The organism is Streptomyces sp. NPDC104106 (assembly GCF_055584345.1).
On the sequence record NZ_JBVJMF010000022.1, the window covers coordinates 104,751 to 127,603 of the forward strand.

General features: G+C 69.8%; 20 protein-coding genes. 16 read left to right on the forward strand and 4 right to left on the reverse strand.

Features of this window, described 5'->3' with window-relative positions:
- The first annotated feature begins 101 nt into the window (after positions 1 to 101).
- The 5 genes from ACZ60X_RS36555 to ACZ60X_RS36575 all read left to right on the forward strand — a co-directional run bounded on the left by ACZ60X_RS36555 (position 102) and on the right by ACZ60X_RS36575 (position 4,394).
- Complete coding sequence (locus ACZ60X_RS36555) at positions 102 to 692, forward strand: replication/maintenance protein RepL (protein WP_469608151.1); 591 nt, start codon at positions 102 to 104, stop codon at positions 690 to 692.
- Between the two features lie 18 nt (positions 693 to 710).
- Complete coding sequence (locus ACZ60X_RS36560; protein ID WP_469608153.1) at positions 711 to 1,109, forward strand: hypothetical protein; 399 nt, start codon at positions 711 to 713, stop codon at positions 1,107 to 1,109.
- A 238-nt stretch (positions 1,110 to 1,347) separates the two neighbouring features.
- Positions 1,348 to 2,142, forward strand: coding sequence for a DUF5677 domain-containing protein (locus ACZ60X_RS36565; protein WP_469608156.1), 795 nt, complete (start codon positions 1,348 to 1,350; stop codon positions 2,140 to 2,142).
- A gap of 513 nt (positions 2,143 to 2,655) precedes the next feature.
- The gene (locus ACZ60X_RS36570; RefSeq protein ID WP_469608159.1) at positions 2,656 to 3,624 is read left to right on the forward strand and encodes a ParA family protein; all 969 of its coding nucleotides are present in this window, start codon (positions 2,656 to 2,658) and stop codon (positions 3,622 to 3,624) included.
- Positions 3,621 to 4,394: a hypothetical protein gene (locus ACZ60X_RS36575; protein WP_469608162.1), complete on the forward strand. Its 774-nt coding sequence runs from the start codon at positions 3,621 to 3,623 to the stop codon at positions 4,392 to 4,394. Before ACZ60X_RS36570 ends, ACZ60X_RS36575 begins: the two co-directional genes overlap by 4 nt.
- A 60-nt stretch (positions 4,395 to 4,454) precedes the next feature.
- Here the strand turns inward: ACZ60X_RS36575 and ACZ60X_RS36580 are convergent, their stop codons facing one another.
- Both ACZ60X_RS36580 and ACZ60X_RS36585 read right to left on the reverse strand, forming a co-directional pair.
- Complete coding sequence (locus ACZ60X_RS36580; RefSeq protein ID WP_469608164.1) at positions 4,455 to 5,447, reverse strand: hypothetical protein; 993 nt, start codon at positions 5,445 to 5,447, stop codon at positions 4,455 to 4,457.
- 1 nt (position 5,448) lies between these two features.
- Positions 5,449 to 6,378 carry a ParA family protein gene (locus ACZ60X_RS36585; RefSeq protein WP_469608167.1) on the reverse strand — a complete coding sequence of 310 codons (930 nt, stop codon included), beginning with the start codon at positions 6,376 to 6,378 and terminating at the stop codon, positions 5,449 to 5,451.
- Positions 6,379 to 6,759: 381 nt separating this feature from the next.
- Between ACZ60X_RS36585 and ACZ60X_RS36590 the strand changes: the two genes are divergently transcribed.
- The 9 genes from ACZ60X_RS36590 (at position 6,760) to ACZ60X_RS36630 (ending at position 18,332) form a co-directional block, all read left to right on the forward strand.
- A complete protein-coding gene (locus ACZ60X_RS36590) occupies positions 6,760 to 8,430 on the forward strand; it encodes a DUF2637 domain-containing protein (RefSeq protein ID WP_469608255.1) in 1,671 nt (556 codons plus the stop codon).
- A gap of 685 nt (positions 8,431 to 9,115) precedes the next feature.
- The gene (locus ACZ60X_RS36595; protein WP_469608170.1) at positions 9,116 to 10,009 is read left to right on the forward strand and encodes a hypothetical protein; all 894 of its coding nucleotides are present in this window, start codon (positions 9,116 to 9,118) and stop codon (positions 10,007 to 10,009) included.
- Positions 10,010 to 10,052: 43 nt separating this feature from the next.
- Positions 10,053 to 10,319, forward strand: a complete 267-nt coding sequence (locus tag ACZ60X_RS36600; RefSeq protein WP_469608173.1) for a hypothetical protein — start codon at positions 10,053 to 10,055, stop codon at positions 10,317 to 10,319.
- The gene (locus ACZ60X_RS36605) at positions 10,316 to 11,419 is read left to right on the forward strand and encodes a conjugal transfer protein (RefSeq protein ID WP_469608176.1); all 1,104 of its coding nucleotides are present in this window, start codon (positions 10,316 to 10,318) and stop codon (positions 11,417 to 11,419) included. The genes ACZ60X_RS36600 and ACZ60X_RS36605 overlap by 4 nt, the downstream gene beginning before the upstream one ends.
- Before the next feature lie 15 nt (positions 11,420 to 11,434).
- Entirely contained in the window at positions 11,435 to 11,725 is a 291-nt protein-coding gene (locus ACZ60X_RS36610) for a hypothetical protein (protein WP_469608178.1), read from the forward strand.
- A complete protein-coding gene (locus ACZ60X_RS36615) occupies positions 11,722 to 12,315 on the forward strand; it encodes a hypothetical protein (RefSeq protein WP_469608180.1) in 594 nt (197 codons plus the stop codon). Before ACZ60X_RS36610 ends, ACZ60X_RS36615 begins: the two co-directional genes overlap by 4 nt.
- Before the next feature lie 14 nt (positions 12,316 to 12,329).
- A complete protein-coding gene (locus ACZ60X_RS36620; RefSeq protein WP_469608184.1) occupies positions 12,330 to 14,873 on the forward strand; it encodes an ATP-binding protein in 2,544 nt (847 codons plus the stop codon).
- Positions 14,870 to 17,185 carry a hypothetical protein gene (locus ACZ60X_RS36625; protein ID WP_469608186.1) on the forward strand — a complete coding sequence of 772 codons (2,316 nt, stop codon included), beginning with the start codon at positions 14,870 to 14,872 and terminating at the stop codon, positions 17,183 to 17,185. Before ACZ60X_RS36620 ends, ACZ60X_RS36625 begins: the two co-directional genes overlap by 4 nt.
- Positions 17,178 to 18,332, forward strand: a complete 1,155-nt coding sequence (locus ACZ60X_RS36630) for a C40 family peptidase (protein ID WP_469608189.1) — start codon at positions 17,178 to 17,180, stop codon at positions 18,330 to 18,332. The genes ACZ60X_RS36625 and ACZ60X_RS36630 overlap by 8 nt, the downstream gene beginning before the upstream one ends.
- Positions 18,333 to 18,457: 125 nt before the next feature.
- Here ACZ60X_RS36630 and ACZ60X_RS36635 read toward each other — a convergent pair whose 3' ends face one another.
- Positions 18,458 to 19,507: a hypothetical protein gene (locus ACZ60X_RS36635; protein WP_469608192.1), complete on the reverse strand. Its 1,050-nt coding sequence runs from the start codon at positions 19,505 to 19,507 to the stop codon at positions 18,458 to 18,460.
- A 106-nt stretch (positions 19,508 to 19,613) separates the two neighbouring features.
- Positions 19,614 to 19,982, reverse strand: a complete 369-nt coding sequence (locus tag ACZ60X_RS36640) for a hypothetical protein (RefSeq protein ID WP_469608196.1) — start codon at positions 19,980 to 19,982, stop codon at positions 19,614 to 19,616.
- Positions 19,983 to 20,200: 218 nt separating this feature from the next.
- On the opposite strand from ACZ60X_RS36640, the gene ACZ60X_RS36645 reads away from it, so the two are divergent.
- Both ACZ60X_RS36645 and ACZ60X_RS36650 read left to right on the forward strand, forming a co-directional pair.
- Complete coding sequence (locus ACZ60X_RS36645; protein ID WP_469608198.1) at positions 20,201 to 20,671, forward strand: hypothetical protein; 471 nt, start codon at positions 20,201 to 20,203, stop codon at positions 20,669 to 20,671.
- A complete protein-coding gene (locus ACZ60X_RS36650; RefSeq protein ID WP_469608200.1) occupies positions 20,668 to 22,848 on the forward strand; it encodes a type IV secretory system conjugative DNA transfer family protein in 2,181 nt (726 codons plus the stop codon). The genes ACZ60X_RS36645 and ACZ60X_RS36650 overlap by 4 nt, the downstream gene beginning before the upstream one ends.
- Positions 22,849 to 22,853: the final 5 nt, after the last annotated feature.

The following is a 22,853-nucleotide window of genomic DNA, read 5'->3' on the forward strand; positions in this document are numbered from 1 at the left end:
ACACAAAGTTGCGACGGTCAGCAACTCTCGGCGCGTAACATGCGGATGGCCGCAACTTTTGCCGTACAGTGCCGGGCACCTGTACGTGAAAGGATCTTCGTATGGACGCAGCGGCAGAGTCCCTGCGCGCCTGGCGCGCGAGCCCACCGCCCAAGAAACAGAAGCCGGTTCGGCCGGTACGCGCAGACGACGGGACTGACCTCGCCCGGATGATTGCCGAGCAGTTCGGCAAGGGGCCGGTCCACGAGGTGAAGGCGGTGGTCTACCGGCGGCCCCCTCACGACATGCTCGGCGCTGACGGCTACTCGCTCGTCAGCAACTACTTCTTGCGCCGTGTGCTGCCGTACTGCCTGATGCACAACATCATCAGCAAGCTCCAGGCAGCGGTCCTGTCCAACATCATCGGCCGGCAGAAGAAAGGAAAGATCGACGTCACCCACGCTGAGATCGCTGCCGAGCTGGGAGTGAAGCGCACGAGCATCGGCCATGCCCTGGACGCCCTGTGCGACAAGAACCTGATCCGCAAGGTGAAAAGGTCCTCCTACCAGCTCAACCCGCGCGTCGCCTATAACGGAAACGGCCAGGAACAGCACGACTTCCTCGCTGAGCTCAGGGCTCTCGCACTTGAGTCCAAGTTCCCCGACGAACTCGCTCCCGAGCTCACCCTGTTTCCCAGGACCGAGCTCGGCTGACCGAAGGGATCCATCGCCATGTTGTTCAACACCACGGGTCTGCTGGGCATGCTGCACCAGCTCCAGCTCACCCCCACGGCGATCGACGTCCTGTCGGTGATGGTTCAGCGCCAGCAAGCCGGCGGATCGCTCGACATGAAGCAGTCTGAGATCGACGAGATCCTCGGTGTGGGCCAGGCCTCGATGAGCCGGGCCATGGCCCTGCTCGTCGACCGCGGCATCGTCCTCCGCTCGGGCAACGGGCGCGGTCACCGTTACGCGCTCAATCCGGCCGTGGCTGGTTACGAGTCGCAGACGGAGCTGGAGAAGGCGATGACCGAACAGCTCGCTGTCGGCGGGCCCCCGCCCATCAGGGTGCCCGGCTACGCAAAGCGGCCTCCGAAGCCCGGCAAGGGCGGCCTGCACGCAGTCGCCTGACGCAGGACGCAAAAAGGTCCCCGGCGTTCCCGCCGGGGACCTTCTGCACCTGTACGCAAAAGCGTGCTCTCAGTATGCCCTGCGTCGACGTTCGCCGCACGTGAGGTTCCGCCCTGCCGCCGACAGCCTGATGCCGCTCCCCCAGCCCCAGTCACCGTGCCAAGATGCTCGCGCAGCACGTCCCGAGCCCTCCGTGAAACCGATCGTCACGGTCCTACCACTCCCCTACAGTCCTGCCATGTCGAAGCTGAGGAACGACCAGAAGACTGCCGACCTGGCCCGCGCGACGGCCGCTGATCTACTCAAAGCCGCCGAGGACGCCATCGTGGACGGCGTCAGCGTCCCCCTGGCCAAGGTGCGAGTGTTCGGCCCGGTCTACAGCTGGTGGCGCCTCATCTGTCGCACCGCCGAGGCAGTCCTGCTGCTCACCGAGCAGGGCTTCACAGTCGAGGTTGCCCCTCTGGTCCGGAACATCCTGAACCACGCGTACGCCATCCACTGGCTCGCGGACAATGGCGATGCCGCCGTAGATGCCCTCGTCGCCCGCGGGGACGAGGAACGCGAGAAGCTGTGCAAGAAGCTGGAAGAGACCGGCTGGCCCCAGGCCGCCGAGTTCCGGGCCGCGCTGGAACAGGCCGCCGCGCAGCAGCCTGCACCGCCCGCCCGTACTGCCGCAGAGCAGGCACTCCACGACAAGCTCAAGCACGAGCTGAAGAACTTCTACGACATGCTCGACCGGTACGACGTTGCCGAGGTCTACCCGGTGTACTCGCACCTGTCCTCGCTGTCGCACACCACCATCTCCACCGCCAGCGCGTACGTAGAGCAGATGGACGACGGCACCCTGCAGATCAGGCAGGATGCGGCAGAACTTGGTCACGCCGACGTCATTCAACTGACCCTGGCTCTGCTCCAGGCCGCCACCGTCGTAAGTCCCCTTATCGAGGGCGACCCCCTGCGCCCCAGCATCGACCAGGCCCTCGCGGAGCTCGGCCTCGAGAACACCCAGCTTCTGCCCGTACGCGTGAAGTAGTCCTGGCCGCATCGGAAGCCGACCTTTCCTGACCCCGGCCCGAGGGCGCTGCAAGGCCGCCGTCTACGGCCGATCAACGGGTGGCGGTCGCCTCGGTGGCCAGCGTGTCTCAGGCGAGCTGAGGCATTGAGGCCTCGGCTTCCACGAGGCAGGACACGGGTATTGTCGGCCGCTGCCCTTGTGGCACAAGGGCAGCGGGCGCGACTCCCCAATTGGGGAGTCGGCGGCACCGCTGCCAGCAGCACGTCGATTGCCGCTTCTGCGCTGGCTGGTAGCGCGGTAGCCGGTGCGCTAGGGGCCTCGCTAGTCGGCTGGCTAGGCGGGTCGTCGACTCTCGTGTCTATGGCGGTGCGGCTTGGTCTGGCACTCAGCAGCGCCGAACAGATGAAGGAGGGCCAGCGGGTTGTGGTGTGCCTGTGTGTCGTACCGGGTGTCCGCGCCGTTCTCCTTATCTTCGATCATCACACGATGTCCGTAAATTGACGGGATGTGATGTTTGTGCCTCTGCGTACCGTGAGGCTCGGCGTCGTCGACCTCAGCTGCGTCAAAGCCGCACTGCGTAGACGGCTGCAGCTGATGAGCGAGGGCGTCCACGACCGCAAGGTCATCGTCATCATCAACGGCAAGGGCGGGGTCGGTAAGAGCAGCCTGGCCGCAGCCATCGCCGCCGCCCTCGCCAAGACCGGGCTGCAGGTCCTGCTCATCGAGATCGACGAACAGGGCAACCACTGCGAGGACCTCGGCACCACCGGCACCGAACTCGCAGACGACGGCCAGGCCCAGGCCGCCGCCATCCTCGAGGGCAAGCCCCTCACCCCGACCGGCGAGGCGCGGCCCAACCTGTACGTGGTTCCCGGCGGAAGTGCGCTGCAGGATGTGATCGAGGAGCTGTATTGCCAGCGGCGCGTCGCCGCGACCAGTGACGACCCAGAGGATCAGCTCGCCTGGATGGGGATGTACGCGTCGGCCATCGACGCCGTCCGCCACCTCTACGACGTCATCGTCCTCGATGTCGCCCCCGGGTCCGAACCCTTGCAACTGCAGGCGCTCGTCGCCGGCGACATGGCCTTGGTCCCCACCCGGTCCGACCCCTCGTCTCGAAAGGGGCTAAGGACCGTGGCTCGCCGGTTCGCCGTAGCCATGCGTCTAAACCCGCAGCTGCGGCTGCTGGGCGTGGTGCTGTTCGCGACGGCGTCGGCGGCCACCAGAGTCCAGCAGAAAATCAGGGATCAGCTCGCCCACGATCTCAACGGTGCGGCCGGGGTCATGGAGCAGACCATCCGCCATGTCGAAGCCGCTGCCGTCGCCTGCCGTACCCACGGGCAGGTGCCGCAGGAGCTCGCCGCGAGTCCCGACCTGGACCCCGCGCTCAGACGCTCGATGAAGGCGCTGGCCGGCGACTACCGGTCGCTGGCTCTGGAGGTCCTGCAGGCGAAGGCGGAACTCGACCAGGCTGACGCGAACCGAAAGGCACGGCGATGACCAAGGACACCACCACGACCGGCGAGACCAAGGTAGGCACGGAGAACACACCGGCGCTGCGGGGCGGACTGCCCGAGGACGCAGCTCTGGACGCGTTCGCCATCGACAGCACGGCGGCATTGGCCGCGTTCGCGCCCACCGCCCGCTCGCCGCTCTCCGCCTCCGAGAAGACCAGGCCTCTCGATACCGGGGGAGAGGGGGCGCCCGCTGCGCCGACGGCAGCGGAACCCGTGCTGCCGTCCGCCGTTCCGCACATGGCGAGCCCCATCGACGCCGTGCCCGCTTCGGACGCCGTTCCAGCCGGCCGGATCGACATCGGGCCCACGCCCGCCAGGGAAGGCAACCTCCCCACCCAATGCACGATCATGGTGCAGCCGCAGGTACGGGAGCGCTTCGGCCGCTACCAGATGACGCAGAAGGTTGAGACCGGCGTGGAACCCACCAACGCGGTGGTCGTCAAAAGAGCCTTCCTACACGCCCACCGGAACAACCTGTGGCCGCAGCTGCGTGAAGCCGTACGGCATCGCCAGCAGCCGGTCAGCGAAGAGGACCACGATCCCGACGGCCTGTTCGGAGAGGTGCCGGCCCGTCGCGTCGACCGTGGGGGAGTCAAGCACGGCGTGCAGCAGAGCTTCCGCCCGTCGCAGCAGGAACTCGCGGTGTACGACGCGTACGCCGCCGCGTACGCCTTCGACAACCGCTCGGACTTCCTCGACGCCGTACTCGACGCATTCCTTCCGCCCCTGCCTGGGCGGCGGACCTCACGCTAGGCAGAGACGCGAATGGGCGGGGCCACTTGTCGGCCCCGCCCATCCTTGCGTCTTCAGCAGCTACTCGGGGCGGCGCACCGCAACCGTCCTGCCGATCTTGTTGAGGCTGCTCTCGATCTCGGCCAGCAGCGCGGCGGCGGCTGCCGGCTCCGCCTCGAGGGCGCGCCGCACGGCCGGCTTACTGATGCCGCGCTCCGCCTCGCGCAGCAGCGCGAGCGTCTCGGTCAGCCGCTCCATGTCCGCCGACTTTGCGGCGGAACCCTTGGAATCACTGGCCTGTGCGCCGGACTCCCCAATTGGGGAGTCCGGGTTGCCGCCGATCGTCGTGATGTTGTGCACGGGCCCCTCGGTGCCGTTCACGACCGCTGGATCGGACTGCGTGCCGCCGGTGTCCCCGGCCGGCTCGTTGTCCGTGGCCGGTTCAGGCGCGGGCGGTGGGGGAGCCAGGAGGCCCCGCACCATCTGCCCGATTTCAACCGGGCTTGATTCAGGGGTCAGGGGAGGAAGGCGGCGGGCGACGTCTTCGAGCAGGCTCGCTGTCACGCGCTTCCCCGTACGGGCCACCGCGTCGTAGACGGCGACGGCCGCTGTGTTGCCGGCGGCGTTTTTGATGTCCACCAGCTTCCGTACCTGGGACTCGCGTGGGTGCCAGCCCATCTGCGACAGCGCCTCGCCGATGCGCCATTCGTCCATCAGGCGGTAGGTCTGGGATTCGGAAATCTCCCAGTGCACCCAGACAAAGTCGGCGAAGTTCGGGTGTCCGGAGTTGCGGTGAAGGTTGCCGGTCGCCATCGTTTCGAGGCTCTTGCCCGCGATCCAGAAGGCTTTGTGGAGATTGTCCATGCCTGCCTTGCAGGCCTCGAACGTCTTCTCCTCTTCCGGGGTGAGCTCGCCTTCAGCGGCGGGCGGGCGGGGGGCGGGGATGGACTCGAGGGTTGTGCCGACCGGGGCCTTCACCACGACGGTGGCCTCTTGAAGCACTGTGGGCAGTCCGTTGCCCAGCAGGCCCTTCGGCCGGGTTGCGTCGGTCGGGTCGTCGTCGAACGCGCCCATCTCAGGCAGTCCTCCTGCAGTATGAGTCGATCTCCACGTTGAGCTCGTCCATCTCCTTAGCCAGCGGCCTGATGGACTCCGGCACCACGTCAGCCCTTGCGGCGCGGCCAGCCGCCACGTCGTAGCTCTTCGCGCTTGTGGGCAGCAGGGCCGCGTACTCGCCGAAGGTCAGGCCCTTCTTACGGGCGTTGACGGCCGGCATCTCGCGGTAGCCGACCACCGTCGACAGCATCGGGGTGCTAGCCCCGAGTACTTCCATCACGTCGCGGCGGACCTCTTCATGGAGCTGCGTGGCGCTCGGATTGGACCCGTACAGGCAGGCCCCGGCGACCTGGAGGTGCGGGTTGATCTGGCTGCGCACGAGTTTGTAGTTGCGGGCGATGCGCCGCATGCCGCCGATGGAGGAGTCGTCGGAGCGGGTGGGTACGAACAGCCATCGGGCCGCGGTCAGCGCCAGCTGCTCGAGGGGGTCCTGTTCCGGTGCGCTGTCGATGACGATGCGGTCGTACCAGGGGGCGATGGGGGCGATCGCCCGGTGGAGGGAGGCGACGACGTGGATGCCTTCGATGGGCATGCGTGCGGTCAGCAGGGTCAGGAGTTCACCGACGGCCGGCCCGCCCGGCACGACGTCGAGGTTGGGACGCACTTCCCGGACCGGCAGCAGGGCAGTGCGGTCATGGATCGCCCGGTAGAGGCCTTCGCCCTTGAGTACCGAGGGTCCGTCGGGGCGCAGTCCGCGGTCGTATCGCTCGATGCCCAGGTCGTCGTCGTCCTGGCTGGTGACACAGATAAGGAGGGTGCGCTGGCCTTGCGCGGCATGCCAGGCGGCCTTGTGGGCGGCGATTGTGCTCTTTCCGACGCCACCCTTGCCTGTGCCGATCATGACGGCGTTCTCGTGTGGCTCGATGGCATCCACGGCATCGCTCAGCACCGGAAGAAGCCTCCTTGTACGTACTTGTGCGCACCCGGGTGAGGCGCGGCACACGGCATCCTGGCACACCCCGCCCCTTGGGATCTCTGGGCCATCGGCCCGACTCCCCAATTGGGGAGTCCACTCGAGCAGGGGCGAGGCCAACGCCGCGCCCTCGTGCCGGGGTTGATCCGGTGCAAACAGAGCAAGATCAATTAAGTGAACTGGGCCACACCGAGCCGACACGAACGGGGCAGATGATCACTATTCGTTGACGATCGGACGCTCCGCTCGACCGAACTGCTGCTTCACGATGCCGCACGTGAGAGTGTGATGCCCGTTCAGGAGTGAGGCTCTGGAGGAGGGCAGGAGCACGTGGCCGCGCCACCGCAGCTGACCAGGATGCACCGCGTACTCATCGGCGTGGTCGTGACCGGCGCCTTGATCATCGCCAGCATCGGCTTCGCCGGCTCATACGCGGCCGTCCGCGAGCTGGCCCTGAAGAAGGGGTTCGGGAACTTCTCCTACGTGTTCCCGGTCGGCATCGACGCGGGCATCTGCGTCCTGCTCGCCCTGGACCTGCTGCTGACCTGGATCCGCATCCCCTTCCCGCTGCTGCGGCAGACGGCCTGGCTGCTGACGGCGGCGACGATCGCCTTCAACGGCGCGGCCGCCTGGCCGGACCCGCTGGGTGTGGGCATGCACGCGGTCATCCCGGTCTTGTTCGTCGTCGCCGTCGAGGCGGCCCGCCACGCGATTGGCCGCATCGCGGACATCACCGCCGACAAGCACATGGAGGGCGTCCGCCTCACCCGCTGGCTGCTCTCACCTGGCCCCACCTTCCTTCTCTGGCGCCGCATGAAGCTGTGGGAGCTGCGCTCCTACGACCAGGTCATCCGGCTCGAGCAGGAACGGCTCGTCTACCAGGCACGGCTGCGCTCCCGGTTCGGCCGGGCGTGGCGCCGGAAGGCGCCGGTGGAGTCGCTGATGCCGCTGCGGCTTGCCCGCTACGGGGTGCCGCTCGGGGAGACGGCGCCGGCCGGGCTGGCGGCGGCCGGGATCGACGAGCCCATGCCCGTCCTTGCCGGCCTGTCGCTGGCCGCCGATCCGAAGCCGCTCGCGCCCGCGAGCGCTGAACATCAGCGGGCCCTGGAAGCCGGGAGGGCCACCGAGGAAGCCTCGGACCACCGGTACGAAGGCCCGGTCACGTCCACGGCCGGCGAGGAGACCGTGGCCGCGCAGCCGGAGGCGCTTACCGAAGAGCTGGTCGAGGAAGCCGTCCTGGGACTGACCGCGGACTCGCACTCCAGCTTCGCCACGGCATACGCCGAGTACCTCAACCACCACGGTGACTTCCCCACCGCCCGCCAGTTCGCCCTCTTCCTCGCCGACGGCTACGGAATCACCGACCCGTCGCACGGTGGCCCGATCGCCGAGAGGGAACTCGTGCCGGTCGTGAGAGAGCTGCGGCACCGCGTCGAGAACCCAAGCGAGTGGATGGCCGATCCGTCGGTCACGGACATCCCGCCCGCCGGCATGACCGATCCTGTCGGTCACCCCGCATCGGTCACCGCGCCTTCGTACTTCGATGCTCCGTCGGTCACCCCATCGGTCACGCCGACTGCTGCACCATCCCCGTCCGCGCCAGTCGCCGAGCCGGTGCCCGCGCCCGTGGCGTCCGCAGCTGACACGTCCGCCGCCAGCGGCCGGCTGCCCCGGCAGACTGCTCTCGACTTCACGACTGGTTCTGCAGCGGGCGGAGCGGACGGGGATGCGACGCCCTGGGAGGCGACCGTGACGGACACGGGCGAAGCCACCGCGCGCGTTCCCGAGCAGCAGGTCGCCGAGACGCCAGTGAGTGAGCTGACCGAGGACCAGCGGGTCGAGCGCGTCGTCCAGTGGCTGATCGAGGCGGAGGCAGAGGGCAAGAAGCTGTCCGGCGCCGAGGCCGCCCGCCGTAACCAGGTCTCTCCCAAGACGGGGCAGCGCGACGTCATCAAGGCCAAGGAGATCCTGGAGAAGCAGCGGCGCGAGCGCGGCCGCGCACACCTGCGCTCGGTTCGCAGCGACTGAAGCGACTGACCCCGCGGCCGGCGCGAGCCGCAACCCCACAGCAGGCTTTGGGCCCGGACGTCAGCGTCCGGGCCCGCGGCATGTACCCGGGCCGTCCCCCGTCGGGGGGAACGTGATGGTCTCCCATGACCGATCCGAGCCGGTCGAGCGTGACCGGCTGGAGCGCGGCGTGGGCCGTGACCGATGGCCTCCGGGGTGGATCGGTCATGACCGATCCACCGGCGTGACCGATGACCGATAGCACGTCGACCGGTCATCGGTCATGACCGATCGGCGCGGATCGGTCATGGGCCGCCGTGACCGATCCGGCGGCCCCAGAGGCCCGCAGCTCCCCGTCGGAGACGGCGGCTTGCCCGCCTCCATCAGTCACGGCCCCGCGGCCTCGGATCGGTCATCGCCGGCGCCTCGCGGGTGCTCGACCGCGGCCGCCGATCGGTGCCCGCGCGGCCCGGCGGCCGTGCCGATGACGTGGCTTGCCCCGGCGTGGGGGAGGGGCTTGCCCGAAGTTGGTCGGCCCGGCCGCCCGGGCTTGCCCACCTGGCGGGGCGGCTTGCCCAGCGGGGCATGCCTCACCCGCTCTGAAATGGGCAAGCCTCTCACCTGCTCTTTTGGGGGCTTGGGCAAGCCTTCGGGCACGCCTCGCTGAGGAGAGTTCACGGCACGAGATCCGAAAGGAGCCAGTGCCGTGCTCGATGTGCCAACCACCACCCCGACCGCCCGCGGGATCTTCGCCCGCCTGGACGCGGAGTGGGCGGAGCTGTGCGCGGACGCGTCCGTACGAGCCGCGGTGACCGACTGGCTGATGACCGATCACCTCGCGGACGACGTCGCCGCCGTGACCGATTCCTGGGTACGCACTCTCGGCCCCGAGCAACTCCTGGCCACCCTGCGCCCCGGCCACGGCATGCTGTCCGACGCGCTGACCGATGCCGTACTGCGCAGCCTTCTGATCCGCGCAACCGGTCATGACCGATCGGCCACGCTCGCCGCGCGGATCATCGTGCAGGCCATGCTCCCGGCCGCCGTGCGTATGACGCGCGGCCAGGTACGCGGGACCGGCGGACGCACGTGGGACGACGTCGGGCACATGGTGATCGCCGCCCTGTTCGAGGTCGCCCGCTCCGGCCGCATCCACACCCGCCCCGGCCGGCCCGCCGCGAACCTCGCCCTGGACACGCTCAGCCGGGTCTGCCGTGAACTCGCCGCCGACCGTGAAGCGGCCGGCGAGGACCTGGCCGCCGCCGAGCACCTCACCGACCCGACACCCGGTCCGGCCGCGCGCGCCCACGCCGCCGCGATCCGCGCCGCCGCGCACGCCGCGGGCCTCACCACCGAGCCGGCCGCCTGCGAGGCAGAGGTCAGCAGCGCACGCCTGGAACTCCTCGAGCTCGTGCTGGAGGCGATGGAGCACGGCTCGATCAGCCGCGCCGACGGCCAGGCGATCGCCTGGCACTACACCACCAACCCCGTCCCCGACGCGCAGGCCGCGCACCGCGCCGGCACCACCGCCGCCGCCTGGAGGCGACGGCGCAGCCGCGCCGTCGACCGGCTCAAGTCCCGCCTGCGCCCGGCCGCCTGACCAACTCGCCCGCACTCGACTTTCGACAGAGACGGAGACCTGCATGCCCGCCCGTACGAGGCCCCGGCTGGACGAGGACGAAGAGCGCGTCACCCGAGCCCAGCGGCTGCTGATCGGCCTGGGCGCCGCCCTCGTCGCCACCCCCTTCGACACCACCACCCACGACCGACTGCGCCACTTCCTGGCCGACGACGCCCCCCAGGTCCTTGAGTCGCTGGAGGCGCTGCGCCGCCGCCCGGAGGCCGAACTGCGCACCCGGATCGCTGAGCTGGCCGGCCACAACCTGCTGCCGACCGGAGGCGCGGCATGAGGCACACATTCACCCGCCGCCCCGCCAAGACAACGCTGGTCGAGACTGCGGAAGAAGAGTGGGACATCGACGAGCAGCCCGCCGACTACATCGGTGGCTGGTCGACCGGTGCGCGCGCCAACAGCAGCGCCGTGTTGCGCTGGGCGGCCTGGGGTCTGATCGTCCTCGGCCCCGTCCTCGGTGCCGCTGCCTTCGCCCGCGCTTCCGCTACGGGTCCGGCCCGGCCGTCGGTGACGGCGAGCGCGCCGACGGCCACCGGCTCCCAGGGCGCGGCCGGCTTCGCCACGTTGTTCGTCGCGCAGTACCTGCGGGCGGGGGAGGGCGACCAGGACAAGCTCGCCGCGTACTACCCGGCTGCCGCCGACATGCAGCTCGAGGGCCAGCCGAACCGGCGCCACGGTGAGCAGCTCACCGTTGTACGGCTGCGGCAGACCGACCCCGATGTGTGGTCGGTGACCGTCGCGACCCGCATCGTCTCCGACACCGCACCGGCCGCGAAGAAGACCACGGCCGCCGACGCCTCCGGCGACTCACAGCCCACGGCCGCTGAGGCGGCCGCCGACAGCGTCCACTACTTCCAGGTGCCCGTCGCCGTCGGCCCGGCCGGGCAAGGGGCGACCGGCTACGTGGCGCTGTCGATGCCGGCCGAGGTCACCGCACCCCCGCGGATCAAAACTCCTCAACTGATCTACGGGCCGGTGCAGCCAGCCCCGCCGTCGGACCCGCGCATCCAGACCGTGGCCGCGTTCCTCACCGCCTACCTGACCAACTCCGGGGAGGGCCTGGATCGCTATCTCGCTCCTGGCACGCGCCTGTCCGCGATCACGCCGGCGCCGTACAGGAGCGTCTCGGTCGACCAGATGCAGATCGAGCAGGGCCAGTCGTCGGAGCCGGCCACGACGGTGCCCAAGGACGGCACCCGCACCCGGCTGGTCGTCACCGTCCGTGCCATCGGTCACGACACGGTGCGCGTCCCGCTCGCCTACGCGCTCACCCTCAAGGCCCGCGCCGGCCGCTGGGAGATCGCTGCCCTCGACGGCGCCCCGTCCCCGGCCTTTCCCGCGCAGCCGGCCGTCTCCAGCCCCACCCCCACTCCCTGACCGAAGGAGCACAGCATGCAATCCGTGACCCTCGCCGCCGACTGGATCACCATCGGCAACGGCTTCGGCGCCGACATCAAGACCTTGATCTTCAAGGTGGGCATCCCCGTGCTCGCCGGCGTGTTCATCCTCGCCGTCGGCTTCAAGACCCGGGCGCCCGGGCCGACCATCATGGCGGCGATCTTCGCCGGGATCATGGTCGGCCTGTCCTTGAGCATCAGCACCACGGCTCAGGTCACCAGCGACACCATCAACCAGTACAACAACGGCGGTGGCAACAGCACGGTCCTGCAAGGTGACCGGTGAACACGGCCGAGGGGATCGACGAGGAGCTGGTCGGCCGCTGCTACACCAAGGCCCGCCGCGCGCCGCTGGTCCACGGCGTGATCCGCAGCGTCAACGGCGGACCCAACCTCCGGCTGCCGGGCGGCCCGTACACCCTCACCCAGCTCGCCGCGATCGTCATCTCGGTCGGGCTGCTGATCCTGACCCGGCCCGTTTGGGGCGGGCACGGCGTGGGAGACGTCGTCGTCCTGATCGGTGTGCCGTTCGGGGCGGCGTTCGGCATGCGGCACCTGCACATCGACGGCCGTAACCCCGCTGCGGCCGCCGCCAGCGTCGTGATGATGCTCGGCGCCCCGCGCTGGGGCCGCCTCCACGGCCGGCCCTTTAAGCCGGCCCGGCCCGCACACGACGCGCCCCGCGTGACCCTCGCCCACCCCGAACTCGCCGACCAAGGCGCGCCGGTGGCCCGCGACCAGGTGCCGAACCGCACCCCTCGCACCGCCCGACCGATCCCAGGCCCCGCGCCGCGTCGGCCTGCAGCCGCCCCGGTGCCGCCGCCGATGGCGTCCGGGGTGCAGGCCCTGCTCGCCCGCCGCACGGCACGAGATTGATTGATGGAGAACTGATGCGTCTGCCGATCCGGCACATCGCCAAAAACCTGATCTTCACCACGTCCGGCACCGTCTGGGCGGTGTGGCGGGTGGCGGCCGCCAACTACTCCCACGCTCCCCAGGCCGCCAAGAAGCGCCGGCTGAAGGCACTGGAGTCGCTGTTCAAGTCATTGACCGGTGAGCCGATGCTGCTGAGCCTGTGCCCGCAGGTCGACCCGATCGCCGTCGTCCGCGCGATGGTCGCCGACGTCGACCTCGCGCGCAGCCCGCGCTACGAGCAGCTGGGCCACGCCGTCCTGGACCAGCTCGAGGCGATGGAACTGACCGGGCGCACCGACTGGCTGGCCGTGCCGCTGCCGGCCACCTCCCACAGGGACATGCTCGCCGCTGCGTTCCGCGCCGCGCGGGCGGAGATGTCCACGGCGCTGGGCCTGATGCCCGCCCCGATCAGCCTCGAGGAGATCAACGAGCGGGCAGCGCAGGCCGAGCAGATGCAGGCCCGCTGGCCCACCGGGGTCACGATGCGGCCGGCAACGGAGGCCGAGATCCTGTGGATCTACGGGCACAGTGCGCGCCGAGGGCTGGCCGAGCCGTTCTTGCCGGACGGCACCGAGCCGGCCGTGCGCGGCCGCGGCCGCACCGTCGCCGCGCTGGGCGAGGTCCTGCTCGCCGAAGGCGGCACCGATTTCGACACCCGCCGCACGGTGCCGGGCAACCCGTTCCAGCGCCGGTACTTGCAGGTCTCCAGCGAGTGGGGCGACTCCTACCAGGGGCTGCTCGCTCTGTCGGAGATGCCGGAGGCGTTCGCTCTGCCCGGCGCCGCCTACCTGCAGCAGCTGGACGACCTGGCGTATCCGGTGGACTGGGCGGCCCGCCTGGTCATCACGCCGGGCCGTAAGGCGGAAGCCAAGAGCCGCCGGCGCGCCCGGCATCTGCGGGCCCAGGCCGCCGAGTACGAGGGCGACCCGGCGGGCCCGCCCGCCTCGATCGCCAAGAACCAGGCCGACAACGACGAGTTCCGCGAACGGATCTCCTCCTCGGAGCGGGAAGTGGAGATCCAGGCGATGGTCACGCTCGCCGTGTGGGGAGCCAGCCCCGACGACGTACAAAACCGCGCCGCCGCTCTCGCCCACGACTTCGGCGCCACCGACTACACCTTCGCCCGGCCGGTGGGGGAGCAGGCCAACCTCTGGCGGGCCATGCTGCCCGGCTGCCGCACGCCGAGGGTGATGACCGGCTACGCCCAGACCCTCCTCGCGCACGACTTCGCCCTGGCCATGCCCTGGTGCGGCAGCGCGCTCGGCGACGATCGCGGCGGCCTGTTCGGGCTGCAGCTCGCCTCCGGCGGCGCCCGCCCCGTGCTCGTCGACCCCGCCCGCGGTCCCAGAGAGAACGCGAGCGCGTCCATGGCGTTCATCGGCGAACTCGGCGCTGGCAAGTCCGTGGGACTGAAGACGGCCGTTTACAACGTCCTCGCCCGCGGCCACCAGGTCGGCAAGCCCACCTCCCGCGGCCGCGTGGTCATCGTGGACCGCACCAAGGAAGAAGAGTGGGTCCGCTTCGCGAAGGCCTGCCCGGGCACCACCCAGGTCATCCGCATCGACCAGCAGGCCGAGGTCTCCCTGGACCCGCTGCGGCTGTTCAACGCCAACAGCCCGAAGATCGCCGCCCGGTTCTGCGAGTCCTTCCTGACCCTGCTGCTCGGCGTCAAGCCGATGGACCTCGAGGGTGTCGCCCTGTCCGAAGCCGTCGAAGCCGTCCTGGAAGGTCCCGAGCCGTCGATGCGCAAACTCGTCGACGAGCTCGTCGAGCGCGGCAAGGACGACGTCGCGGCCCGCAACCTGTCCCGCAAGCTCAAGGCAGTGGCCCGCAAGGACCTCGCCGCCGTCGTGTTCGACGACACCCTGCCCGTGGTCGACACCCAGCGCGCCGACGCCGTCGTCTTCGCCGTCAACTCCCTCCAGCTGCCCAAGAAGGCCGAACTCGCCTCCGAGCACCGCATCGAACGCCTCGAGTTCGAGAAGGTGCTGGGCCGCGCCGTCATGTATCTCATCGCGGCGGTGGCCCGCGAGACCGCCATGGCCTCCAAAGAGGAGTTCGCGGTCGCCGTCTTCGACGAGACCTGGTACCTCACCTCGAGCGACGAAGGCCTGGAACTGCTGCTGGAGCTGATGCGCGACGGCCGCAAGCACAACGCCGCCGCCTACGTCGCCAGCCACGACCCGGACGACATCGGACCCGCCGGCTCCGAGAAGGGCCAGATCATCCGCGGGCTGATCCCGCACCGGCTGATGTTCCGGCAGACCACCCGCGCCCTGGCGGTACGCGGCCTGGACTTCCTCGGCGTCGACTCCACCGACCCCGACCTGATCGACCTCGTCACCTCCGGCCTGTCCCCGATCGACCTGCCCGAGGACGAACGGATCGCCCGCGCCGGCGAATGCCTCTACCGCGATCTGGCCGGACGCATCGGGCTGATGAAGGTCCTCATCCCCTTCGACGCCCCCGTAGCCCGCGCCATCCACACCACACCCACCGACTACCGGAGCGCCGCATGAACGCGCTCAGACTCTGGCGGATCCGACTGCACACGCTGGGCAGCGCCCGGCTGCGCATAGCGATGCTGTTCGCCGCGCTCGCCGCCACCACCCTGACCCTGCTCACCTCACTGCCCGCCCACGCGGCCCCCTCCCCGTCGCCGTCGCCGAGCGCCACCTCCAGCGCCCCTCACACTGGCGGGCTGAACACGCCGACGCCGGCGGAGATCGAGCAGGCGCAGAAGTTCATGGAGGAGGCGCAGGAGACGCTGTCGAAGCAGACGCAGCAAGCGCTGCTGGAAGCCCAGGCCGACGATCTACGCAAGCAGCTGCCCAACGAGGGTGGCGTGCTGGGTGTCTTCAACGTCACCGACTCCAACAACCTGCCGATCAGCGTCTACTCGGTGAAGTCGGACACCGGCTCCTTCTGGCGCTGGGACCTCGGTCTGATGGACTTCCTCACCGAGGGCTGCTTCATGTTCACCGAGTGGTGGATCGCGTTCTCCTGCTGGCTGATCCTGTGGTCACTGTCCTTCGGGCTGGCCAAACTTCTGCTCGCCCCGGCTCTGGCCGTCGCGAACTCCCTGCACTCCCGCGTGATCATGGAGATGGGGCTGCCCAGCCTGTTCCTCGCGATGTGTGCGCTGATCTGCACCGCCCGCATCTTCTTCGGGGACAGGGCCAAAGGCTGGGGCGATGCCGCGCTGTCCGTCGTCCTGGCGGCGCTGACCACCACCCTGCTGTCGTCCCCACCGCAGACGCTGTTGGACGACCACAACGGGGCGATCGCCGTCACCCGCGGATTCGCGCTCGACGTCGCCGACGTCATCCTCGATGCCGACCCGACTACCCCCTGGGCCAACAACCACGTCACCACCCCGGCCACGTCGTTCACGCTGTCGCGGCCCCTGACCGACGCGCTCACTGACGCGTTCATCGTCAAGCCCGCGATGCTGCTGCAGTACGGCCAGGTCTTCGACGGCAAGTGCGCCGCCCTGTACACCGACAAGCGGCTCGAGCAGCTCGCCTACGACCGCCAGATCGACAAGATCACCAAGAAGGCCTACCAGTTCAACGGCCTGATCGATCCCACCCCCGGTGACGTGCTGACCAGCGGGCTCAGCTGGCAGGAGTCGTGGGCCATGAAGTGGGCGATCAACCACTACGGCGGCGTCCCGATGGAGGACTTCGAAAAACAGTGCGTCAAGGGCGATGTCACCGCCGCGAAGAAGGCCAGCCTCGACAAGCTCGGCGGCAGCGTCTTCCTCCTCATCGCCGCGATCATCGTGACCGTCCTCATCGTCGGCCTCGCCGGCAGCTTCCTCACCGCCCAGTGCCGCATCGCCTGGGACGCCATCCGCGGCGAACCGGCCCTGCTCGCCGGCACCATTCCCGGCATCGGCCGCGCCTTCTTGTGGGACTGGTTCGCCTCCGTGTGGCGGTCTCTGGCGCAGATGCTCGTCGCGGTCACCTCGCTCGCAGTGTTCATCGTCGTCATCCGGGCCGTCCTGGACCCCGTCCAAACCGACTGGGGCCGGGAGTTGACCCTTCGGTTCCTCGGCGTGGACATCGTGTGCATTGCAGCGGTCAGGAAGCGCAGAGCCCTGCAGGCCCGCACCCAGCAGATCGCGAACAACCTCAAGGCCAAGCTGTCCGGCGGCCGCATCGGCGGCACCAACGGCAGCATCTTCACCCCCGCCGCCACGCCGGTCTCCAGGTCACCGCAGGTGGGCCGGAGGGCAGCCCGTGGCCTGGTGCGCGGCACCCTGGCCACGGCCGCCCTGGTCACCGGCAACCCGATGGCCGCGATCGCCTACGCCATGCCGGCCTCGGTGGGCGCGACCGCGTTGCTGTCGAGAATCGGCCGCGGCCGGCACGGTGCCGCCCGGCCGCGTAGAGCGCGCCCCGCTGGGCGGCCCGCCCCCCATGGTCCCGGTGCACCCCCCGCGCCAGCGCCCACGAACGGGCCTGCGGCTCCACCCAGGCCGGCCCCCGCGCCACCCCGGCCTGCTGCTCCGCCCCGGCCTACGCGGCCACCGCGGCAGGGTCCGCCGCCCCGTCCCGCACACCGGCCTGGTGCCCGGGCCGCGCGGTCCGCCGGAGCCCGTGTCGGCAGCGCCGCCCGGCCCCAGCCGCCCGTCCCGTCGGCCAACTCGCCGCGCCAGCAGCAGCTGCGACGACGCCTGGACCGTGGAATCCGTCGTACGCCGCCCACGCCGCGGCGCAACCTGCAGCCCAACCGTGCCTCCCGCGACGACTACGAGGCCTACCTGTCCGAGCTGGAGGAGGCCGAGCTGCGGCGCCGCGCGGCCGGTGACGCTGGCGATGAGTAGCCGCTACACGAAGTGGCTGGCCGGAGGTGCCGCCGGGCTGTGTCTGTTCGGCGTGGTCGTCATGGGCGGCGTCGCCGCCCACGTCACCGGCGCCGCCGAAGCCCAGGCGCAGGCCGCCGCAGCCAAGACGCTCTGCCAGAGCCCGGGCGGCGCCGGCCTGGACGTGGACACAGCCCAGCTCGCCCAGCAGGTCAGCGCCCTCGTCTCTGGCAGCGGCGACGTGACGGTGTCCGGCTTACCCGACCCCAAGGAACAGCTCCCCAACGCAAAGACCATCGTGGCGACCGGGATCCAGCTGGGGATCCCGGCCCGCGGCCAGGTCATCGCGTTGGCCACTGCCCTGCAAGAGTCGGCCCTGCGCAACCTCGACCACGGCGACCGCGATTCGGTCGGACTGTTCCAGCAGCGCCCCTCCCAGGGATGGGGCACCCGCGAGGAGATCATGAATCCTGTCTACGCGAGCAAGAAGTTCTACAACGCCCTGAAGTCGGTGAAGGGCTGGGAGAGCATGCCGGTCACCGTCGCCGCGCAGAAGGTGCAGAAGAGCGGCACACCGGACGCGTACGCCCAGCACGAACCGCTGGCGACCGCTCTGCAGCAGGCAATCGCTCCCACGCTGGGCGCCACCGTGACCAGTCCCACCGGCGCGGTCAGCAACCCCTACGCGCTCAACTGCACGCAGACCGACGGCACGCAGTACGGGACGATCAAAGCCGGCAAGCTGCCCGACGGCTACCAGATCCCGGCCAACGCCAAGCCGGCCGCCCGAACGGCCATCCAGTGGGCCCTCCAGCAGCTCGGCACCCCCTATCAGTGGGGCGGGAACTGCACCAACCCGCACGGCACCGACCCCGCAGGCCGCTGCGACTGTTCCTCCCTCGTTCAGCGTGCCTACGGCGTTGCCGGCATCCAGATCTCCCGCACCACCTACACCCAGATCAACGAGGGCAGCGCCGTCCCCGCTGATGCCAGTCAACTCCAGCCCGGTGATCTCGTGTTCACCGAAGGATCCGCTTCCCGGCCGGAACACGTCTCGATGGCGATCGGGGATGGTCTTGTCGTCCAGGCCCCACGCCCGGGCCGGGTCGTCGACGTGGCCAAGGTTGCTGAGAACGGGACGATCCTTGCGATCCGGCGCATCGTGTGACCACTGTCCGAGCCCCGGCCGGTGAGGCCGGGGCTCGGACAGTCGTGCGTGACGCCCCTTTGAGAGAGGCCATGTGCGGTGAGTACGCCGGGAAAGCGAGGGGCAAAGCCCCGGGCGGAGCTCCGTCATGCACCAGTCGGCACGGTTCCCTCAGCCTGCTCGGCGGTGCGCTCAGCGACCGCGTCCAGGATTTGGGCAACGAAGTCTTCACGCAACAGCCGTACGACCTCTTCGGGCAGGCCGGAACCGAGGACCTGGACCAAGTGATCGAAGCCTGCCTGGATACGTGCCTCGCGGACTTCGGGGGCGTCCTTGGTCGACTGGGGCGAGTTTACGTACGTGCGAAGTTCCTTGAGGGCCACGATCAGGGCGGGCAACTGCGAGGGGCGTACGGAGCGGAACAGGTTCTTTGCGACCATGGCTCCGAGCGGTGTGAACGCGGACGTCAGGTGCACGTTGGTGTACTCGTCGAATTCGGTGACGGGCTTGCCCTCGCGCGCAGCGATGGCCGATGCCAGGATCCCCACGCAGCCGTCGCTGATATGAACGGCGGAGCGGCGCGTCCAGGGCATCGACGGCCGCCCGTTCAGGCCACTGTCCGCGCGTACGTGTCGCAGCAGTGATGGGGCGTTGGCGTGCACAAACAGTGTGCTGGTCGGCCCGTAGAAGCGGTGGTAGAGACCCGTGGCGTGCGTGTTGTTCATGGCGGCGTCGATCCGCTGGGCCATCTTCCACACACTGGTCGCGTTGCCGGCCGGTCCCATCACGGCCACGGACTGGGACACGAGGTCCTTCGATACAAGGCCGTCCTCGATGAGATAGCCAAGCAAGCTCTCTATCGCCTTTATGTACGCGCCCTTCAACTGGGCGACGACATCCGGCTCGTCCAGCGCGTACAGGCCGAGCAGGCACGCTTCCACAGAGGAACGCGCCAGCAAGACAGTGGCCTCGCCGGAGACGGAGGCCGTCCTGTGGGCTTCTGCCTGCAGGTGCAGTACCCGCAGCAGTGCCAACTTGGCGACGTCGGGGCCGGTCGTCTCATCGTCCGCCGGCCAGGGGTCGCAGTCCACCAGGCGGCGGGCGGCCATGCGGACTCGGCGCCGCCGTATCGGGTCGGATACCGGCAGCAGCCCGCGTGCGGCCCCTGCCAAGGCGGCTCGTGCATTTGCTTCCACGCTGCCCCAGCATCCTCGCTGCTGCTGCCGGTCACAACGCGATATCCGACTCCCCGCGCAGCCTGTTTGAAATCGCTCCGCAGCGCCCGGGTAGTGCTGGTGGCTGTCAGCTGTGGAGGGTGGCGCAGGCGAGCTGTTGATGGCCGGCGAACTCAACGCACAGTTGGCTGTGGTTGGGGAAGGACCGGTTGTGCAACTCCCAGGAGGTGTATTCGTACTTGTAGTTGTAGGTTTCCTTGGCGTCTGTGTACTTCCAGCCTCGGACTTCCGCGACCCACTCGCCGTGCTTCCACAGCGAGACGCGGGCGCGGGCTCCGGCCTCGTGGCCGTCGAAGATCGCGCGGACCTCCTCCACCTTGAGTTTCTTGCCGATCACCCCGATGTGAACCGGTCCGTCGTCGCCACCGCCGTTGGCATGGGCGGGACCGGCGGCGAGCAGGACGGCACTGGCCGCCAGACAGATCACTCTCCTCATACCGGGTTCAACCGGTATGCAGCGGGCGCGGGTCACGGCTCCCGGGGAAAGATCACCCACGAAACAGGCGACCGTAAAGGAAATGCAAAGTCTCTGGGGTGGTGTCACAACCGGCCCCCGGGCCGGACTTGGTCGGGGTGAAGGCGAAGTTCCGCGACAATCCCGGAGGCCACCATGAAGTCCACTACTCGCCCGCGTTCGATCGCCCAGGCGTCGGCATGAACGGCCAGCTCCCCGACGGGGCACGACTGCTCCTCGAGGCAGCGCACTACATCGCTGCCGCCGCCCCCTACATGGCCGTGACCGTTGCGGCCGGCTTCCTTGCCATGTGCGGGATCGCCTGGCGGCGCGCGCTGCGTGTCCGGGACGCTCTGGCCGGTCGGGTCCGTGTCGAGACGGTGCCGACCAGCACCTTCGATCCCGGCGAAGGCGAGGTGCGGCGCTGGTCGCAGCACCTGGGCCGCGTCAGCTACGCCGCCGGTGACGTTCCGGCCCGTGGGCGGGCGGCCCGCCTGCGCTACAGCGCCGAGCACGGCCGGATGCACTGCTACCTCGAGGGCCCCGCCTACGCACAGGCCGTCCTGACGATGCCGGGCTTCGCCGAGGTCGAGATCCGCTCCGGCGGCTCCCGCAGCGACGTCCGACCAGTTCGCTTCTCCGTGCCCGCCCCGCGCCGGAGCCGATCGTGACGGCGGTCATCGACCTGGCCAAGCCGGGCCCCATCGCACCACGCAAGAGCGTCCCCTCCGGCTACGTCGAGCGCGCCGAGCTGGTTCTCGCACTGCCCGACCACAAGCCGCTGGCGTCGCTCGGCCTGCACCCCGACCCGCTGCAGCAGCTCGCGACCGCCCTGTCCGGTGTGCGCACCGATGACGGTGAACGTGCCGACGTCGTCCTGGACCTGCTCCCCGTCCCCGAACGTCGGCTGGCCCGCCGGCGCCGCCGGCTGCTCGCGGCCGCCCGGCGTCGCGGCCCGTCCGCGTACGGCGAGCGGCTGACCGGTCCGCTCGGCGGAACGGGGCTGATGGCGTCGATGAGCGCGGCCTGGACCGGCGGCCGCACCTCCAACAGCGGGCGCGGAGACCGGCTGCCGCGCATGACCGACGTGCGCGACGGCATCGGCAAGTTCGAGCCCTCCGCTGGGCCGGTGTTCGCCGTCCAGCTGCTGCTGCGCACCCGGGCCGCGCACCCCCAGGCCGCGCGTGCCCGCATGAACCAGCTCCTGGCGGTGTTCGCAGCCACCTCCGGCGAGAACTATCTCAAGCCCCGACGGCCCCGATCCCGCCGGGCGATCGCCTCCTTCGACCGCCGCTTCCGCAGCGGCGAGTTCCGCCCGCGCCGGCGGCAGTGGATGACCGTCCCCGAGCTGTGCGGCTTCCTGAAGCCGCCCACGCGCAGCTGCACCGCCTCCAGCGTGGTGCGCTCCGGCGGTGTCGTTCCGCCCGCGCCGGCGAACCTTCCCGTCTACACCGGCCAGCGCGACCTGGTCCCGCTCGGCGCAGTCACCTACCCCGACGGCCGTGAACGCATCGGCGCCGCCCGCGTGAAGGACCTGCTGTTCGCGCTAGTGCTGGGCAAGTCCGGGCATGGCAAGACCGAGGAAGCCCTCGTGCAGGCCATCGCACTGGCGCACAACGGCTACGGGGTGTGGTTCCTGGACCCGCACGGCGAGGCGTGGGCCAGGGCCAAGCCGTACCTGGCCCACCCGCACGTCACCTCCCGGCTGTGGGAGATCAACCTCGCCGAGGCCGACGAGGACCAGCTGGTCGTCTCCTGGAACCCGCTGTCGATGGAGCGCCGCCGCGCCTCGGACGTGCAAAAGGTCGTACGAGCCGTGACCGAAGGGATCGCTGCCGCCCAGGACTGGGGCGACCACGCTCCGCGCGCCCGCACCATCCTGGCCCGGGCCGCCCAGGCCTTGGCCCTGCTCAACCTCAAGGCCGTCGCCGACGGCTGTCCTGCGAATCAGGCCACGGTCTTCCAGATCCGGACCTGGCTCGTCGACGAGGAATGGCGCGAGGCGCTCCTGCCCCACCTGCCCGCCAGCGCGCGGGAGTACTGGGAGAAGACGTTCCCCCGGGTCGCCGCCGATGCGGTGCCGACCGTCACCTACGCGATCGACCGGCTCGACACGTCCCCCGCCCTGCAGGCCTTCTTCGGCAACCCCACCTCCGGCTACGACGTCCGCGTGGCCATGGACACCAGCCAGGTCGTGTTCGTCTGCCCGAGCGGTTCGGAGGCCGACGCGCTGGTCGCCTGCCTGCTCATCCACGACCTGCACCGCGCCGGCCTCTCCCGCCAGGACACTCCGCGCGAGCAGCGGGCCACGTTCTGGGCGTGGATCGACGAGCTGACCGCCCTGGACGCCTCCTCCAAGGGCTTTTTGGCCGCGATCTGCGAGCAGTTGCGCAAGTACGAAGTCCGGCTGACCGGCATGACCCAGATGGCCTTGCGGCTCAGTGCGGTGACCCGGCAGGCGCTGCTGCAGAACCGGTCGCTGCTGGCGACATGCGCCGCCGACCACGACGAGGCCGACTTCGTCGCCCGGCGCTGGAACGGTCAGGTCTCACCGGAGACCATCACCGCGCTGCCGAAGTACCACTACATCATGTCGCTCAACCTCGACGGGCAGCCCACCAGCCCTTTCCGCGTGCGCGGCCTGCCCGTCGAAGAGGTCTTCGCCCACTACGACAACCCCGGCGGCATCGACGACCTGGACCGGGCGATCGACACCAACATGCGCCGCCGCCGGCTCGGCGACGTCCTCAAAGGCCTCGAGAACCTCAACGATGCCGTCCTCGCCCACCACACCGGGCGTGGCCCCGGACCGGCCTCCGCCAGCGGCCCCACCAGCGTCGTCGACTGAGAAGC

Bases quoted from the DNA above. Each gene is read 5' to 3' on its own strand.
- ACZ60X_RS36560 (WP_469608153.1), top strand. From the start codon at position 711: ATGTTGTTCAACACCACGGGTCTGCTGGGCATGCTGCACCAGCTCCAG.
- ACZ60X_RS36625 (WP_469608186.1), top strand. From the start codon at position 14,870: ATGAACGCGCTCAGACTCTGGCGGATCCGACTGCACACGCTGGGCAGC.
- ACZ60X_RS36630 (WP_469608189.1), top strand. From the start codon at position 17,178: ATGAGTAGCCGCTACACGAAGTGGCTGGCCGGAGGTGCCGCCGGGCTG.
- ACZ60X_RS36620 (WP_469608184.1), top strand. From the start codon at position 12,330: ATGCGTCTGCCGATCCGGCACATCGCCAAAAACCTGATCTTCACCACG.
- ACZ60X_RS36605 (WP_469608176.1), top strand. From the start codon at position 10,316: ATGAGGCACACATTCACCCGCCGCCCCGCCAAGACAACGCTGGTCGAG.
- ACZ60X_RS36645 (WP_469608198.1), top strand. From the start codon at position 20,201: ATGAACGGCCAGCTCCCCGACGGGGCACGACTGCTCCTCGAGGCAGCG.
- ACZ60X_RS36610 (WP_469608178.1), top strand. From the start codon at position 11,435: ATGCAATCCGTGACCCTCGCCGCCGACTGGATCACCATCGGCAACGGC.
- ACZ60X_RS36555 (WP_469608151.1), top strand. From the start codon at position 102: ATGGACGCAGCGGCAGAGTCCCTGCGCGCCTGGCGCGCGAGCCCACCG.
- ACZ60X_RS36590 (WP_469608255.1), top strand. From the start codon at position 6,760: ATGCACCGCGTACTCATCGGCGTGGTCGTGACCGGCGCCTTGATCATC.
- ACZ60X_RS36580 (WP_469608164.1), bottom strand. From the start codon at position 5,447: ATGGGCGCGTTCGACGACGACCCGACCGACGCAACCCGGCCGAAGGGC.
- ACZ60X_RS36640 (WP_469608196.1), bottom strand. From the start codon at position 19,982: ATGAGGAGAGTGATCTGTCTGGCGGCCAGTGCCGTCCTGCTCGCCGCC.
- ACZ60X_RS36575 (WP_469608162.1), top strand. From the start codon at position 3,621: ATGACCAAGGACACCACCACGACCGGCGAGACCAAGGTAGGCACGGAG.
- ACZ60X_RS36565 (WP_469608156.1), top strand. From the start codon at position 1,348: ATGTCGAAGCTGAGGAACGACCAGAAGACTGCCGACCTGGCCCGCGCG.
- ACZ60X_RS36600 (WP_469608173.1), top strand. From the start codon at position 10,053: ATGCCCGCCCGTACGAGGCCCCGGCTGGACGAGGACGAAGAGCGCGTC.